The organism is Paraliobacillus ryukyuensis, assembly GCF_003315295.1.
GTDB classification, from domain to species: domain Bacteria; phylum Bacillota; class Bacilli; order Bacillales; family Amphibacillaceae; genus Paraliobacillus; species Paraliobacillus ryukyuensis.
On sequence record NZ_QNRI01000004.1, the window covers coordinates 155,266 to 170,170 of the forward strand.

The following is a 14,905-nucleotide window of genomic DNA, read 5'->3' on the forward strand; positions in this document are numbered from 1 at the left end:
ACGTGCGAAAAATTGTAATTGGCTCAAGAAAAAGTCAACTAGCCTTGACACAAACGAAATGGGTAATCGCAAAACTGAAAGAAGTTGGTGCTCCATTTACGTTTGAAATTGAGAAAATAACAACAAAAGGTGATAAAATATTGGATGTCACGCTATCAAAAGTTGGTGGCAAAGGGTTGTTTGTGAAAGAAATTGAACAAGCGATGTACGATGAAAGAATCGACATGGCAGTACATAGTATGAAAGACATGCCAGCAATAGTAGCAGAAGGATTAACGATTGGCGCAATTCCAGAACGAGAAGACCACCGCGATGCTTTTATCTCGAAAGATCATGTGCGGTTAATGGATTTACCTAAAGGCGCAATTGTAGGAACTAGTAGTTTGCGTAGAGGTTCTCAAATTCTTGCTGTAAGACCTGATTTGGAAATTAAATGGATCCGCGGAAATATAGACACAAGATTACGAAAGTTGCAAGAAGAGGATTATGATGCAATTATTCTAGCGGCAGCTGGTTTGCAGCGAATGGGCTGGAGTAAAGAAATTGTGACAGAGTATTTAGCTCCAACAGTGAGTGTTCCAGCCGTTGGTCAAGGTGCTTTAGCAATCGAGTGTAGAGAAACAGACGAAGAATTACTAACGTGGCTTGCAAAAATTCAAGATCAACACACAACGACTACGGTTACTGCTGAGCGGAAATTCTTACACTTACTTGAAGGTGGATGTCAGGTTCCAATTGCAGGCTATGCTACCATGGAAGGTAAAGACATTGTGTTATCTGCTTTAGTAGCTACACCAGATGGAAAAACAGTATTACATGAAATTGTACGAGGTAATGAACCCAACCAAGTTGGTCAACTTGCTGCTGAAAAATTAAAAGCACAAGGTGCTCAAGAAATCATTGATCAAACAAAAGAGGAGCTAGATGATTAATGAAAAATCCAATGAAAGGTAAAAATATTCTGGTGACGCGTTCGACTGCACAAGCAAAACCTATGATGGAGCGTTTACGTGTAATGGAAGCTAATCCGGTACATATTCCGTTAATCACCTTTCAAGCAATACGATCAGACGAAATAAAACAAGGTCTGGAAACTATAGAGCAATTTCAATGGCTTTTTTTCACAAGCGCGAATGGTGTTCGATTTTTCTTTGATAATTTGCAGCATTATGGCATCGTGCAACGTAAATTAGACACCATAAAATTTGCTGTAATTGGTGAGAAAACTGATCAGATGTTGCAATTATATGGATACCAAGCAAGTTTTTTTCCTAGTAGTTATCAAGCTAATAGCATGGGGAAACAATTTGTGCGATTTTTTGGAAATGATAAACGTGTATTGCTAGTGGTAGGTAGTAAATCGACTTTTGAAATTCAAGAAGTATTACAAGCAGAGCAAGTGCAAACGACAGCATTAGTTGTATATGAAACAGTATATGAAACAGCTTATCAACAGCGATTGAATGAACTCATACAACAAGATAATTTGGATGTATATACATTTACTAGTCCTTCTACAGTTGTTTCGTTTGATAATCAAACCAAAGACTTGGAAACAGAGATGAAACAAATCAAAGCGACTCGTTTGTGTGTATGTATTGGTTCTACAACGAAGGAAGCTGCGCAGGAAAGCGGTTTTCAACGTGTACTTACCCCAAAACAATTTACCACAGAAAAAATGATTCAGACAATTTTTCATCATTTTTTACAAGAAAGTGAAGGTGTGTAACCATGCATGACTTAAATTTTAATAGACATCGACGTCTTCGCACTTCTAATGCGATGCGTGAGTTGGTTCGTGAAAATCATATAACTACCAGTGATTTAATTTATCCATTATTTGTAGTAGAAGGGGAACAAGTGCGTACAGAGGTATCCTCTATGCCAGGTGTTTTTCAGGTTTCGCTTGACTACTTGGATCAAGAGATTAGTGAATTAGAGCAATTAGGTATTCGTAGTGTACTATTGTTTGGCATACCAAAGGAAAAAGATGAAGAGGGTACACAGGCATATTGTGAGACTGGGATTGTGCAACAATCACTAAAACAAATTAAAGCGAATTTTCCATCGATGGTCACAATCGCAGATACTTGTTTATGTGAATATACATCTCATGGACATTGTGGTCTTATTCATGCGGATGGCCACGTCGATAATGATAAATCTTTGCCACTACATGTACAGACTGCAATCTCACAAGCAAAAGCTGGCGCAGACATCATTGCCCCTTCTAGTATGATGGATGGCTTTGTTGCTGCCATTCGTAAAGGATTAGATGAAGCAGGATTCCAACAAACTCCAATTATGTCTTACGCAGTGAAGTATGCTTCTGCTTTTTATGGTCCATTTCGTGATGCTGCAGAAAGTGCCCCACAATTTGGAGATCGAAAACAGTATCAAATGGATCCAGCCAATCGACGAGAAGCATTTCGTGAAGCAGCTTCAGATGTAGAACAGGGAGCAGACTTTTTAATCGTTAAACCTTCACTAGCATACATGGATATCATTCGCGACGTGAAAGAACGACATGATCTTCCTATGGTTGCTTACAATGTGAGTGGTGAATACTCGATGGTCAAAGCAGCTGCACAAAACGGATGGATTGATGAAAAAGCGATTGTACTTGAGACATTAACAGCAATGAAGCGAGCGGGAGCTGATTTAATCATCACCTATCATGCAAAAGACGTAGCTAATTGGATACAACAATCATAAGGAGTGAATGTACTAATGAGATCATTTAATCATTCGATTGATGCGTACAAAGAAGCGGTAGATCTAATGCCTGGTGGGGTTAATTCACCTGTACGTGCGTTTAAATCAGTCGGTATGAACCCCATCTTTATGGAACGTGGAGAAGGATCGAAAATCTATGATATTGATGGAAACACGTATATTGATTATGTGCTTAGCTGGGGACCGCTAATTTTAGGGCATGCGCATCCAAACGTAGTGAATCGATTAAAAAAAGTAGTCTCAAATGGGACAAGCTTTGGTGCACCTACCAAGTTAGAAAATCAATTAGCTAAACTTGTCATCGAACGTGTTCCATCAATAGAAATGGTTCGAATGGTTAATTCGGGAACAGAAGCTACCATGAGTACCTTGAGATTAGCCCGGGGTTATACTGGACGAAATAAAATACTTAAATTTGAAGGTAATTATCATGGGCACGGAGATTCTTTGTTAATTAAAGCTGGTTCAGGCGTTGCTACGCTTGGTTTACCAGATAGTCCAGGTGTGCCAGCCTCAATTGCAGAGCACACCATTACCGTACCATACAACGACTTGGAAAGTGTGCGTTATGCTTTTGAACAGTTTGGCGATGACATTGCGGCGATAATCGTTGAGCCGGTATCTGGTAATATGGGTGTTGTACCACCAAAAGAAGAATTTTTACCAGGATTACGCCAAGTTACCGAAGAGTATGGTGCTTTACTAATTTTTGATGAGGTGATGACTGGCTTCCGTGTTGGTTATCATTGCGCACAAGGACATTTTAATGTAACGCCAGACTTAACATGTCTTGGTAAAGTGATCGGTGGGGGTCTACCAGTTGGTGCATATGGTGGAAAGCGAGAAATCATGGAAAAAATGGCGCCAACAGGTGACATTTATCAAGCCGGTACGCTCTCTGGAAATCCATTAGCAATGACTGCTGGCTTAGAAACACTTAAAGCAATGGATAAAACAGCGTATCAAGCAATCAATGAAAAAGTTGATAAATTGATTGCTGGATTCACAAAAGCTGCTGCGGAGAATGACATTCCTTTACAAGTAAATCGAGCTGGCTCGATGGTTGGCTTTTTCTTTAATGATCAAGCGGTTGTCAATTATGACACCGCTAATAGCTCAAATGTAGAGCGCTTCGCCACTTATTATCGTGCAATGATTGAGCAAGGTGTATTCCTGCCACCATCTCAATTTGAAGGTTTATTTTTATCTACTTCCCATACAGATGAAGATATTGAAAATACGATTAAAGCAGCAAATATAGCATTTCAACAACTTTAATAGTGAAGCAGCTGGGCCAAAAGTGAATGAAGATCCCTGATAAACGAACGATGGATAACCTATTTTATCCATCGTTCGTTTTAATTAGAAAATATAACTAAGTAACTGGAAATATACGAGACTCTAGCGGGAACAGCGTATGTTTTCGATGGGACGAGTAATCGCAGTCCCACGAGCCGAAGAGCCACTTTGTAAAGCGGCTAGAAGTTAGACGAAAACCGTCACGTCCTGTGACAACGTCTAACTGACCCACGTCCTGTGTGCCCGAGGACGTGCCCGCAGAACGCGAGTGTATTTCCAGTTGCGATGGTTAAGTTCTCATCAATCATTCGTATACTGTAGTTACAAATTAGTTTTGTATCACTTCTTCTTTGCTTATTATAAACGTAAATATCAATGGTAGCTGAGCATATTTCTTATCCAAAAGCATATATCTGTAAAAGAGAAGCATGTTTGTCTTTGATAAGTTGATTTGGAGAGGAGGAAGCACATGCCAAATAATAGTCAGGATGCATTCACCTTTGAATTAGATGAGTCATTGCGCTTAAAAGATGGGCAACAAGTAGCAGAAATGATTAATATATCATTAGAACCTGAAATATCTATTCAAGCGTTTGACGATCATGTTTCCATTCGAGGTGTAATAGAGCTTAGTGGCGAATATTATGTTGGTGAAGACAGTCAAGAATTGGGGGATGAAACCGCAGTAACTGATATACGTGAGTTTCCTAACAAAAGATACATGGATCAAGTAGAAATGCGTGAAGACGGAGTGAATCATTTCGCACATCAATTCCCTGTAGAGATTTCTATTCCATTATATCGAGTGAGTGATCTAAAGGATGTCACCGTAGGTATTGAAGCGTTTGACTATGAACTGCCAGAAGCGAGTAAATTACGTGTAAAAGCAACGATTGAAATAAACGGCATAGTAGAAGAACAATCGGAACGAAAAGACACGATAGAAGGAGATATGGAAGCTGATGTTGCTGACGAGGTTGGAGAAGAAACACTAGAGACTAATAATATGGAAGAAAAAACAGCAGAAGAAGATACCTTTCGTTTTGAGGTAGAGGAACCACCAGAACCACCTGAAGACCAAGTGGATAGGCAAGAATATCAAGAAGAGGAAAACTTATCAGAGAGTAGTCAAAAAGACCAGCCTTCCGACAATGCACTGTCAGAGGGGGAAGTAGAGGATAAAAATCGTTGGATACATGCAAAGACGGAATCATTTGCTTCATTTTTTGGTAAACAATCGGCCTCAAATGAAGTAGTTATTGAATCCCCAGAATCTGTAGAATCGATAGAGTCGATTGAATCAATTGATCCAATCGAGGATGTGGAATCACCTGAACCTATTGAATCCATTGAAGTTAATGAAGAGCCTATGGAACAACAATCAGAAGATAATGAACGACAAGACGACATCACAAGTTTTACTAGCTTATTTGATACGGAAGAAGAAGAATCTTATACGAAATTGCGTATTTACATTGTGCAAGAATCAGATACCATTCAAACGATTGCTGAACGGTATCAAGTGTCAGCCAGTCTTTTATCACAAACAAATAGGTTAGAGAACCAAGACTTAACCGCAGGGCAAATGGTATACATTCCAAACAAAAGAAAAAAAGAAACATTTCGATAGGGAAATTTCGGGGTAGCTACACAGATCATGTGTTGTTACCTTTTTTGATTGGAGATGGATCATATGAATCCACTTGTTCATGTATTAAGGCAATATGGTATCAACGTGTTTAGTCAAGAACAAATGACACCACGTGTATGGAAGATAATGACTCAGAAAAGGATATTTGCTTTGAAGAAATCCACCCTTACTGATCAAACCATTGGTCAGTGGTATACCCTTTACCGGTTAAGGGAGAGCAAACAATTGTTTTTTATAGTGCCTGTCTATCAGAATATAACAGGTAGTATTTATACAAAAGTGGACAATTCAATTTATTACTTAATGCCTTGGATTCCTGAAGAAAAAGAACATCCAGGTCAAGGTACGACGAAAGACTTCTTTGCTAGTCTTGGCAGATTACACGGTGTCACGAAACAATCTTATTACGTAAACTATACTGCTACAGAAGAACAAATCAAGTGGAATAAACTAGAAATGGAGAAAAAATACGAGCGCTTATTAATGTATATAGATAGGTTAGAGGAGAAACGTTACATGTCGCCATTTGGTTTAGAAGTTTGCACGCAATTTCATCAAGTAGAACAGATTTTTCAAGCATTAGCTCGTTCTTATGATAACTACCTAACCGACGTGAAATCAGAAGAATTTGAATTTCAATCCATTTGTCATGGCTATCCGACTGCCTCTCATTATTTAGCTACCACTGATGCGGGTTGTTTAATCAATTGGGATTATGCCCATATGGGTGATCCTATGATGGAGCTTGCAACAGCTATTTACTATCAAACATATCGGCATGATACAAATATTTTACACATCACTGAAGCGATACCGTACTATGAGAAACAGTCCCCTCTAACCCTTAGCCAACGAGATTTGTTAGCTATTTATTTGTTACAACCAGATGCTTACCTAGCAGTTATTCAACAGTATTTGGAAGAACAAAGCCGTCAATTAACATTAACACCACTGTTACTACAAAATTATCGTCGAATAATAGCAGGATTATCGATTCAAGGCCACTTACAGCAAAAGCGTGACCAATTACTTGAAACAGATGAAGAACAAGCAGATTAAATCCACTCTAAATAAAATGCTACATAAATACCAGTAAAAATACCAAGTAAAAACACATCTAATGTAGTAGGAAAGAATAATGTACGCAAGCATTGCACAATAAGAATTGGTAACATACATCGCTCAATAATAATTAACCAGTTTCGGCACCAAGGTGGTAACCGATAGCGATAATAACGACTCATGATAAACACCTCAGCTTCCTTCTTTTGGTGTATTGTATGTAGTTAAAATATATATGTGCCTGTTAAGAAATTTACTAAGTGTAAGGCGTAGCGTTTACAGGATTAGTTGAATAATCTCGTCCAATATAGGAAAGTTTTCTCGTATATATTGACTTTTCAGTTGATGATTGTATAAAATAACGAATATACAAACTTAATAGTACGAAATGCAATGAAGAGGAAGAGTACAGTTTAGTCGCCAACAGAGAAGAAGACCATTTTGCTGAAAGGTCTTCTAGGAATGTCTATCTTGGAATGTCGCCTCTGATGCAGTTTTTCTGAACAGTAGTAAGAAAAGCCGGTGAAGAATCGTTACGTCATAAATAAGTGTGCATAATTGTTATGCAAATAAAGGTGGTACCACGGAAATCAAACCCTTTTCGTCCTTTTTTACAAGGATGGAAAGGGTTTTTATTTTATTTAAATTGACAGATGTAAGCAAATTAGGAGGATGGTTATGGAAGACAATCAGACAAATCTACCCCCAAAATATGATCCAACAGCGGTAGAAAAAGATCGTTATCAGTTTTGGTTAGACGGTAAGTTTTTTGAAGCAACAAGGTCAACAGATAAAAAACCTTTTACAATTGTAATACCACCCCCAAACGTTACAGGTAAATTACACATTGGACACGCTTGGGACACGACATTACAAGACATTATTACGCGAATGAAACGCATGCAAGGCTATGATGCGCTGTATTTACCAGGAATGGATCACGCAGGTATTGCCACCCAAGCGAAAGTAGAAGCAAAGCTACGCGAACAAGGACAAAGTCGCTATGATCTAGGCAGAGAGAAATTCTTAGCGACAGCGTGGGATTGGAAAGAAGAATATGCTGGATTTATTCGTGCGCAATGGGAAAAGCTTGGACTAGGTTTAGATTATTCACGGGAACGCTTTACCTTAGATGAAGGTTTATCTGAAGCTGTAAAAGAAGTGTTTGTTACGTTATATGAAAAAGGATTAATTTATCGTGGCGAATACATTATAAACTGGGATCCTGCTACACAAACAGCGCTTTCTGATATTGAAGTTATTCACGAGGAAGTCAAAGGACATTTCTATCATATGCGTTACCCGCTAAAAGATGACGAAGGTTCGATTGAAATTGCAACAACTCGTCCAGAAACAATGTTAGGGGACACTGCGGTTGCTGTGCATCCAGAAGATGATCGCTATAAACATGTAATTGGTAAAAAAGTTATCCTGCCAATTGTTGGACGCGAAATTGAGATTGTTGCCGATGATTATGTGGATATGGAATTTGGTTCTGGTGCGGTCAAAATTACACCAGCACATGATCCGAATGATTTTGAAATTGGGAATCGCCATAACTTAGAACGTATTCTAGTAATGCGTGAAGATGGAACAATGAATGATAAAGCAGGTAAATATGCTGGAATGGATCGCTTCGAATGTCGTAAACAAATCGTAAAAGACCTGCAAGAAGAAGGTATTTTGTTTGCGATTGAAGAGCATATGCATTCGGTAGGCCATTCCGAGCGAAGTGGTGCTGTCGTTGAACCTTATCTATCCACACAATGGTTTGTTAATATGCAACCTCTGGCTGATGTAGCGATTGATTTACAACAACAAGCAGATGATAAGAAAGTTCATTTCGTACCTGAACGATTTGAAACGAATTATTTACGGTGGATGGAAAACACACGTGACTGGTGTATTTCTCGGCAGTTATGGTGGGGCCACCGAATTCCTGCTTGGTATCATAAAGAGACTGGCGAAGTGTATGTAGGAAAAGAAGCACCAGTGGATGAAGAAAACTGGCAACAGGACAGCGACGTATTAGATACATGGTTCTCTTCTGCATTATGGCCATTCTCTACATTACAATGGCCAGATACAGCCCATGAAGAATTTAAACATTTCTTCCCAACGAATGTCCTTGTCACTGGATACGACATTATTGGATTTTGGGTATCACGAATGATTTTCCAATCACTTGAATTTAATGGGGAGCGTCCGTTTAAAGACGTGCTTATTCACGGTCTAGTGCGTGATGCAGAAGGTAGAAAGATGAGTAAATCATTAGGTAATGGTGTCGATCCAATGGATGTCATTGACCAATACGGTGCAGATGCATTGCGCTATTTCCTAGCAACAGGTTCTACACCTGGGCAAGATTTACGCTTCCAGTATGAAAAAATCGAAGCAACCTGGAATTTCATCAATAAAATCTGGAATGCTTCCCGCTTTGTGTTGATGAATATTGAAGGCTTCCGTTATGAAGATATTGATTTATCAGGCGATAAATCTGTTGCAGATAAATGGATTCTCACGCGATTGAATGAAACGATCGAACAAGTGAATAAACATACCGATCGTTATGATTTTGGTGAAGCAGGTCGTCATCTTTATAATTTCATTTGGGATGATTTCTGTGACTGGTATATTGAAATGGCGAAACTTCCGCTTTACGGCGAAGATGAGACAGCTAAAACAACAACCAGATCTATACTGGCTTATGTACTGGATCAGATCATGCGCATGCTGCATCCATTTATGCCATTTGTTACAGAAGAAATTTGGCAGCACCTTCCCCATCAAGGAGATTCGATTACACTTGCAACTTGGCCAGTGGTTCGAGATGAATTACATGACCAACAAGCTGCCGAAGAAATGAATCGATTAATTGCTATTATTCGTTCTGTTCGAAACATCCGTGCAGAAGTAGACACGCCAATGTCGAAACAAATTGTGCTACTAGTGAAAACAAATAATGAAGGGATTGCAACACAATTAGAAAACAATCGTCCGTATTTAGAGCGTTTCTGTAATACAAGCTCATTAACAATTGGCACGGACGTAGCATCTCCAGAAAAAGCGATGTCTGCTGTTATCACTGGCGCAGAGCTATATCTACCAATTGAAGGCTTAATCGATATTGATAAAGAAATCGAACGTTTAAAAGGTGAATTAGAAAAATTAAACAAAGAAGTGGAACGCGTTCAGAAAAAACTATCCAATGAAGGATTTGTAAGTAAAGCACCAGAAAAAGTGGTAGAAGAGGAACGTCAAAAAGAAAAAGATTATCTTGATAAACGTGCAAAAATTCAAGAAAGACTGCAAGAATTACAAGGATAATGAGTAAAGCCCAAGCAGGTCAATTGCTTGGGCTTTTTAATACGATCATCTACTTTACAAGTTTTTTAATTTATCTGGCATCATTGGATTTGTTACAAACATACAATTATCTATTTTATAATCAATGCTAAGATATGTTCGGCTATGTTAACACCGGTATAATCATAAATGTTTTTAATGTGCGCACTTGTGTTTACTTCACATACAATTGGTTCATCACTTTCACCAAATAAGAGATCAACCCCCGCAAAGTCTGCGCCAACTGCTTTTGTCGCTGCAATGGCGAGTTGCTTTTGTTGTTCATTTGGGATGAAAGGCATCACTTTTCCCCCAGCCGCTACATTAGCTCGGAAATCATTCGTATTTTCCCGTCGTAATCCTGCCACTACTTCATCACCGACCACATACAAACGAACATCTTTGCCATAACTTGATTGGATAAACGATTGAAACACGAATGGTCGATCGGCAATATCTTGTATTTTCTCTATCAATGCTTCACGATTATGTATTAAATAAACTTGTTCCCCATACGAACCATACCCTTCTTTTACAATTATCGGATAGTTTAAAGCTTTCTCAATCGGATAGAAAGATTCGAAAGCGATATTTTGTTGTTTTGAAAAAATTTTCGGCGCAAGTATTGTTTTTGGTATTGGAATATTTGCTTGATGCAATACCTCGTACATCTCAACTTTATTATCACAAGTAGCGATTGCTTGAGAAGTGTTGAAGACAGGAATACCTAATGATTCTAACTGTCTTGCTAATGAAATGTCTTTATCAATAAATATAACAAAAGAAGGTTTTGGTCGCTGTTGTCCGCTAGAAAGTAACGGTGTTTCATCGTCCAACATCACGAGCAATTCATTGTTTTTTATTTGATCGATTTGTATTCCTTTTTTCGTCCCTGCATCGCTAACCCAATTTGCAAACGTCAGAAATGCGTCACTTTGCAAATGGCCATTATAAATTATCCAACCGTACATCGACAGAATTCTCCTTGTTCATATTTGATATAATGTATATTATGACGGATAAACATACGTTATGGAAGTAGGGAAAACATGATAGAGACAATGGAAGAATTAAATAGTTTTTTAAATAAAAGAGAGACATTAGGGATAAAGCCTGGTTTACATCGTATCAAGCATTTACTAATGGTATGTGATCAACCAGAAAAAAAGATGCTAGCGATCCATGTCGCTGGTACTAATGGCAAAGGGTCTACCGTGGCTTTTTTAGCAAACACCTTACAACGGTTAGGTTATCGAGTAGGTACTTTTACCTCACCGAGCTTGGCTACGAGAAATGAAATGATTCAAATCAATGGCGAACCTATTAGTGATCAGGCATTATTAGATTATTTTTCCTTGATTTCTGCTGAAATTAATCAACTTGATCAAGCAGGCGACTCACCAAGTCCATTTGAAATAATTGTCGCTATTGCTTTTAAGTACCTACATGATCATGCAGATATCGCGATTATTGAAACCGGAATGGGTGGTAAAGAAGATGCGACAAATGTATTATCTCCACTTATAAGTATTATCACGACTATTGGATTGGACCATAAGCAATTCTTAGGTGACAGTTACGCCTCAATTGCTAGTCACAAAGCAGGGATTATCAAACAGAACACCCCAGTTATTATTGGTGATTTGCCCGAGGAAGCAAATAGAGTTATCAAACAATATGCTGTGGAACAGGATGCTCCGCTATATCAATTGGGTAAAGCATTCATTTACACGAAAATAGAAGATAGATATTATCATTTTGCAGGGTTGAAACATGATTTTGCTTTTACGTTAGCCATGAAGGGATCCCATCAAGCACATAATGCAAGCATAGCTATAGCGACATTACTGCAACTACAAGCAAAAGGCTACGCCATTACTGAAGAAATGATAGCAACATCATTGTCAGATACAAAAGTAACGGGTAGGTTTGAACAAGTAACAGCACATTCACCAACTATCATTGTGGACGGAGCGCATAATACGGAAAGTATAGAAGCCTTTGTACAAACCGTACAACAAAATTATCCGAATCAAGAAAAACAGTTGATTTTTGCAGCTTTTAAAGATAAACCAGTTAAAGAAATGATAAAAAGAGTAGATCCTGTGTTTGATTGCATTTTATTTACTAGTTTTGATCATCCAAGAGCGGCCAAGGCAACTGAATTATTCACTCATTCTAATAATCCCAATAAGCAATTCATTGAAAACTGGGAAGAAGTAGTAGATCAAGTATTAAGACAAGAAATGACTACATTTATTACTGGTTCCATGGATTTTATTGGTAAGGTTTCCAAACGACTACGAAAAGATCAATAAAAGAAAGCTTTATATTTAAAATAGTCATTTATATTGTATGAAGGATATACAAATTGTGACTTATATACTATATTAGAGATAAATACTAGTAAAAAGGAATGAAGTGAATGCTTCGTTTTCAACGACAACAAACGTTAATGAAGGAAGAAAAAGCAATGACTCTAGTAGAAGTACTAGTGTCGATTATGATATTGTCCATTATTGTCGTTACATTCTTAACATTTTTTATACAATCAAGAAAAACAGTTAATTTATCGGATGATATTAGTGATGCTACGTATACTGCACAGACCGAAGTGGAATACATCTATCACTTAAGTGAGACAAAAGATTTTGATACTGCTCTCAACGATCTGAAAGTTAATGATCCTGATGGTGATGGAGAGGTTCAATTTACGAAGGAAGTAGATGGTGAAAAGGTTGAAGTAACTATGTCAACAGCAAAAGATAGTAACGGTAATGTGATAGATGATAAGTTAAAAAACGTATTAGTAAAAGTGTATGACCAGTCGAATAAATTAAAAGGCCAGATGGAAACAAAAATTCTTTGGGAAGAATAGTAGGTGTTTTTGTGTGAGAGAAGAAAGAGGAATGACATTAGTTGAATTACTAGCAGCTTTAGCTCTTTTATCTATTATTATTATGCTTGTAGGTTCAGTTATGTTTTTTGGACAAAAACAGTACAGTAAACAAACAGAAACAATCGCTAAACAAGATGAAGTACGATTCGTAATGTCGACAATAACCAAAGCAATTCGCTCCCACCACGCTGATGAAGTAACAGTTGCAGATAGTGTGTTAACAATAGGAACTGATCAATATAAACTAAATACTTCGCAATTATTAAAAAATAGTGTTGTGCTAAGCGATCAAATTGCAGTGTTTAATGTAATCAAACAAGACGAACAAATTGATATTACCATCGGAAGTACCTCAGACGAATATAATGAAAAACAAACATTATCAACTGTCATTTATTTAAGAGAGTAGGTGAGATGATGAGAAACTTACTTAAAAGACACTATTTCATGAAAGAGCAAGGGTCGATTTTAGCACTTGTGGTCATGACGTTAGCCCTATTATCGATATTAGGATTAGCACTTGCGACTGTATCCTTTGCCAATGTTAATTTAACGACTGTCGATCGTGACTATCAATCGACATATTATATAGCTGAGGCTGGCGCGAATCAGACGTATGTTGAAATTGAAGACATGGTAAACTCGGCTTATGAAAGCACGGCCAGTCAAGCCGAATTTTTCAATGAACTAAATGAAAAAATAACGGTATTAAGCGGTCAAGAATTAACAAATTTCTCCTCTAGTTTTGGTGAGCAACCGACAGCGGAGATATCGATTCAATCAATATCTGAAGGGAATCCGCGTCAGTACCAGATTGTTTCCAAAGGCGAAATAGGCAAGAGAGAGCGCTCAGTTACAAAGGGATTTCAAGTGAATTGGAAATCTGGTAGTGGTGTTCAATTTCCTAGTAATGCTGTAGCGGTATTAAAAGATAGTGTTTCGCTAAATGGTGGAGCAACTGTTTCGGGTGATGTCTATCTAGATTCACTAAAACAAGACACAGTATCTATGAGTGGTGGAACCAAATTTAAAGATGGAAAAATATACGTTCCCAGTAAGGAAGCTGCTAATCATGCTTTAAACGCACCCAATCACCTTAAAGATTCAGTGCAAATTGTAGCTAGTCAATATCAAGTTCCGTGGTCAGATTATCAGCAATTAATTAATGCTTTTCCTTTGATACCATCCTATGCGTTTCTACCTAACCAAACAATTGGTGGACAGTATAATCGTTTTGAGGTTATAAAAAATGGAGATTTAAACATAAATAGTTGGCAAGCAGATGGCTATAATCTAGATTTGAAGCAGCATGTATCCTTTAACAATATTAATGTAACTAGTAACAACTCATTAAACATAGATACTAATAATAAAACAAGTGATATTGTCGTTAATAACTTAAATATTTCTCAAGGGAAAATTAGTCTTGTTGGTTCTGGAACAGTTAACCTTTATATTAAAAACGATTTTAGTCTTGGGGGAGGTACTAAGATAAATATGGATGGTGAAACTTCTCAATTAAATATTTATTTAGCAGGAACTAACAAATCGCTTAAGCTAAGTGGAAATCAAAAAATTAATGGTTCTTTATTTGCTCAAGACTCAAATTTAACTTTAACTGGTGGGGGCGGATTTCAAGGCTACATTCTCACTGGAGGGGATCAGGTAACTTTTGATGGCGGATCATTTTCGGAAATTTTTCTACTTGCTCCTAATGCAGAGATTAGCGCTTCTGGAGGAGCAAATATTTATGGAACGCTTATTGGAAAAAAATTAATAGGATCTGGTGGAACAAATGTCATTTTTCAGGCATTAAACATCGAAGATTTCCCTTTCGGATCAGATAATTCAAAACAAAAAATAATCACTCAAGAACCTTCCATTGAGCTAGATTAAAAAAAGAAATGAGGTAT

The 14,905-nt window shown here is 37.7% G+C and carries 13 protein-coding genes and 1 other annotated feature; of the genes, 11 read left to right on the forward strand and 2 right to left on the reverse strand.

The window, feature by feature from the left end; genetic code table 11:
• Positions 1-2 precede the first annotated feature (2 nt).
• The 6 genes from hemC (at position 3) to DES48_RS08390 (ending at position 6,745) form a co-directional block, all read left to right on the forward strand.
• On the forward strand, positions 3-932 hold the full coding sequence (gene hemC / locus DES48_RS08365; protein WP_113868398.1) for a hydroxymethylbilane synthase: 930 nt from the start codon (positions 3-5) through the stop codon (positions 930-932).
• Entirely contained in the window at positions 932-1,729 is a 798-nt protein-coding gene (locus tag DES48_RS08370) for a uroporphyrinogen-III synthase (RefSeq protein WP_113868399.1), read from the forward strand. The genes hemC and DES48_RS08370 overlap by 1 nt, the downstream gene beginning before the upstream one ends.
• Before the next feature lie 2 nt (positions 1,730-1,731).
• On the forward strand, positions 1,732-2,715 hold the full coding sequence (gene hemB, locus DES48_RS08375; RefSeq protein ID WP_079708350.1) for a porphobilinogen synthase: 984 nt from the start codon (positions 1,732-1,734) through the stop codon (positions 2,713-2,715).
• A gap of 15 nt (positions 2,716-2,730) precedes the next feature.
• Positions 2,731-4,014 (forward strand): glutamate-1-semialdehyde 2,1-aminomutase, encoded by a 1,284-nt coding sequence (gene hemL / locus DES48_RS08380; protein ID WP_113868401.1) that lies wholly within the window; start codon positions 2,731-2,733, stop codon positions 4,012-4,014.
• 490 nt (positions 4,015-4,504) lie between these two features.
• Positions 4,505-5,665 (forward strand): stage VI sporulation protein D, encoded by a 1,161-nt coding sequence (gene spoVID, locus DES48_RS08385; protein WP_113868403.1) that lies wholly within the window; start codon positions 4,505-4,507, stop codon positions 5,663-5,665.
• A 63-nt stretch (positions 5,666-5,728) separates the two neighbouring features.
• Positions 5,729-6,745, forward strand: coding sequence for a protein kinase family protein (locus DES48_RS08390; RefSeq protein WP_170126186.1), 1,017 nt, complete (start codon positions 5,729-5,731; stop codon positions 6,743-6,745).
• Here DES48_RS08390 and DES48_RS08395 read toward each other — a convergent pair.
• Complete coding sequence (locus tag DES48_RS08395) at positions 6,742-6,930, reverse strand: hypothetical protein (RefSeq protein WP_113868407.1); 189 nt, start codon at positions 6,928-6,930, stop codon at positions 6,742-6,744. The two genes, DES48_RS08390 and DES48_RS08395, sit on opposite strands and share 4 nt — an antisense overlap.
• 202 nt (positions 6,931-7,132) lie before the next feature.
• Positions 7,133-7,360: a binding site (T-box leader), on the forward strand.
• Positions 7,361-7,426: 66 nt separating this feature from the next.
• Here DES48_RS08395 and DES48_RS08400 point away from each other — a divergent pair.
• On the forward strand, positions 7,427-10,075 hold the full coding sequence (locus DES48_RS08400) for a valine--tRNA ligase (protein WP_113868408.1): 2,649 nt from the start codon (positions 7,427-7,429) through the stop codon (positions 10,073-10,075).
• A 110-nt stretch (positions 10,076-10,185) separates the two neighbouring features.
• On the opposite strand, the gene DES48_RS08405 is transcribed toward DES48_RS08400, so the two are convergent.
• The gene (locus DES48_RS08405) at positions 10,186-11,064 is read right to left on the reverse strand and encodes a RimK family alpha-L-glutamate ligase (RefSeq protein ID WP_113868410.1); all 879 of its coding nucleotides are present in this window, start codon (positions 11,062-11,064) and stop codon (positions 10,186-10,188) included.
• A 78-nt stretch (positions 11,065-11,142) separates the two neighbouring features.
• Here DES48_RS08405 and DES48_RS08410 point away from each other — a divergent pair, with 78 nt between their 5' ends.
• From DES48_RS08410 to DES48_RS08425, 4 genes are all read left to right on the forward strand, one after another.
• The gene (locus DES48_RS08410) at positions 11,143-12,411 is read left to right on the forward strand and encodes a bifunctional folylpolyglutamate synthase/dihydrofolate synthase (RefSeq protein ID WP_113868412.1); all 1,269 of its coding nucleotides are present in this window, start codon (positions 11,143-11,145) and stop codon (positions 12,409-12,411) included.
• A gap of 107 nt (positions 12,412-12,518) precedes the next feature.
• On the forward strand, positions 12,519-12,971 hold the full coding sequence (locus tag DES48_RS08415; protein WP_113868414.1) for a type IV pilus modification PilV family protein: 453 nt from the start codon (positions 12,519-12,521) through the stop codon (positions 12,969-12,971).
• Between the two features lie 13 nt (positions 12,972-12,984).
• Positions 12,985-13,401 (forward strand): PilW family protein, encoded by a 417-nt coding sequence (locus DES48_RS08420; protein ID WP_113868416.1) that lies wholly within the window; start codon positions 12,985-12,987, stop codon positions 13,399-13,401.
• Between the two features lie 5 nt (positions 13,402-13,406).
• Entirely contained in the window at positions 13,407-14,888 is a 1,482-nt protein-coding gene (locus DES48_RS08425; RefSeq protein WP_147232396.1) for a pilus assembly PilX N-terminal domain-containing protein, read from the forward strand.
• Positions 14,889-14,905: the final 17 nt, after the last annotated feature.

Coding starts and splice junctions, on each gene's coding strand:
- hemL (WP_113868401.1), top strand. CDS start 2,731: ATGAGATCATTTAATCATTCGATTGATGCGTACAAAGAAGCGGTAGAT.
- DES48_RS08415 (WP_113868414.1), top strand. CDS start 12,519: ATGCTTCGTTTTCAACGACAACAAACGTTAATGAAGGAAGAAAAAGCA.
- DES48_RS08395 (WP_113868407.1), bottom strand. CDS start 6,930: ATGAGTCGTTATTATCGCTATCGGTTACCACCTTGGTGCCGAAACTGG.
- DES48_RS08425 (WP_147232396.1), top strand. CDS start 13,407: ATGATGAGAAACTTACTTAAAAGACACTATTTCATGAAAGAGCAAGGG.
- DES48_RS08405 (WP_113868410.1), bottom strand. CDS start 11,064: ATGTACGGTTGGATAATTTATAATGGCCATTTGCAAAGTGACGCATTT.
- DES48_RS08410 (WP_113868412.1), top strand. CDS start 11,143: ATGATAGAGACAATGGAAGAATTAAATAGTTTTTTAAATAAAAGAGAG.
- DES48_RS08370 (WP_113868399.1), top strand. CDS start 932: ATGAAAAATCCAATGAAAGGTAAAAATATTCTGGTGACGCGTTCGACT.
- hemB (WP_079708350.1), top strand. CDS start 1,732: ATGCATGACTTAAATTTTAATAGACATCGACGTCTTCGCACTTCTAAT.
- spoVID (WP_113868403.1), top strand. CDS start 4,505: ATGCCAAATAATAGTCAGGATGCATTCACCTTTGAATTAGATGAGTCA.
- DES48_RS08390 (WP_170126186.1), top strand. CDS start 5,729: ATGAATCCACTTGTTCATGTATTAAGGCAATATGGTATCAACGTGTTT.
- DES48_RS08400 (WP_113868408.1), top strand. CDS start 7,427: ATGGAAGACAATCAGACAAATCTACCCCCAAAATATGATCCAACAGCG.